A 962-nucleotide genomic window follows, 5' to 3' on the forward strand; every position below is an offset into this window, starting at 1 on the left:
TAAAAGGAAGCTTCCTGATCCTCCGCAAACGGCTACTTTTTTAATGCTTTCCGGCAGAATTTGAGTATGCCTGATACACGCTAAATCCATGCTATTCTTTAAATGTTTTAAGAAGTCAAAAGGTTCCATTTCCTCTGCCAGTTCTCCGATCATCCCGGAGCCCACTTCCTGATTGCTGTTGGTAAGCGAAGTCATGAAATAGGCTACCTCTTCATAGGGGTGTGCCTGCTTAAGTGCTGACAGCACTGCCCCCTCCAGGTGTGCGGGCAGTATCATTTCCACGCGGTCTTCGGTTACCTCTTCCTGTAGGTTGGCCTTGCCAATGTGCGGGTTGGCTTCTTCGTTGGGCTTAAAGGTGCCAGTGCCTTCTACCCTAAAGCTGCAGTGGGTATAGTTGCCTACATGGCCTGCTCCGGCTCGGTGTAGCGCTTCCAATACTTTTTGTGTATCACTTTTCGGAATGAAAGTCACCAGTTTGGAAAGCACCTGCTTCTTAGGTACCAGTACACGGGTGTTTGTCAGCCCGATTTTGTCACATATTTTTTTATTCACCCCGTTAAAGACGTTGTCGAGGTTGGTATGGATGGCATAGATTGCTATATCGTTTTTGATGGCTTTGATCACTGTCCTTTCTACATAGTTCTTTCCGGTAAGTGACTTCAAACCTTTAAAAACTATGGGGTGGTGGGCAACGATCAGGTTACAGTCTTTATCGATGGCCTCCTGCACTACTTCTTCGGTAACATCGAGTGTAATCAATAAGTTGGTAACCGGGGTACTGCTGTTGCCTGTGATCAGTCTTGCATTATCATAACTTTCCTGATAAGCGGCCGGGGCTATGCCCTCTAAATATTGGATTATGTCTTTTATTTTAGTCATAAATAACCAATTTTGCGGTCATTCAAAGTTATATAAATTATTATACCCGATAAGGCATTCATGAATTTTTTAGGGATTTTGCT

The 962-nt window shown here is 44.3% G+C and carries 1 protein-coding gene; it reads right to left on the reverse strand.

Translation table 11 applies throughout. From position 1 onward, the window contains the following. Nucleotides 1-879, reverse strand: an 879-nt coding sequence (locus E1163_RS26370) for a Nif3-like dinuclear metal center hexameric protein (RefSeq protein WP_155176068.1), incomplete at its 3' end; no start/stop codon positions are given. Nucleotides 880-962: the final 83 nt, after the last annotated feature.

This window comes from Fulvivirga kasyanovii, assembly GCF_009711405.1.
Lineage (GTDB): Bacteria > Bacteroidota > Bacteroidia > Cytophagales > Cyclobacteriaceae > Fulvivirga > Fulvivirga kasyanovii.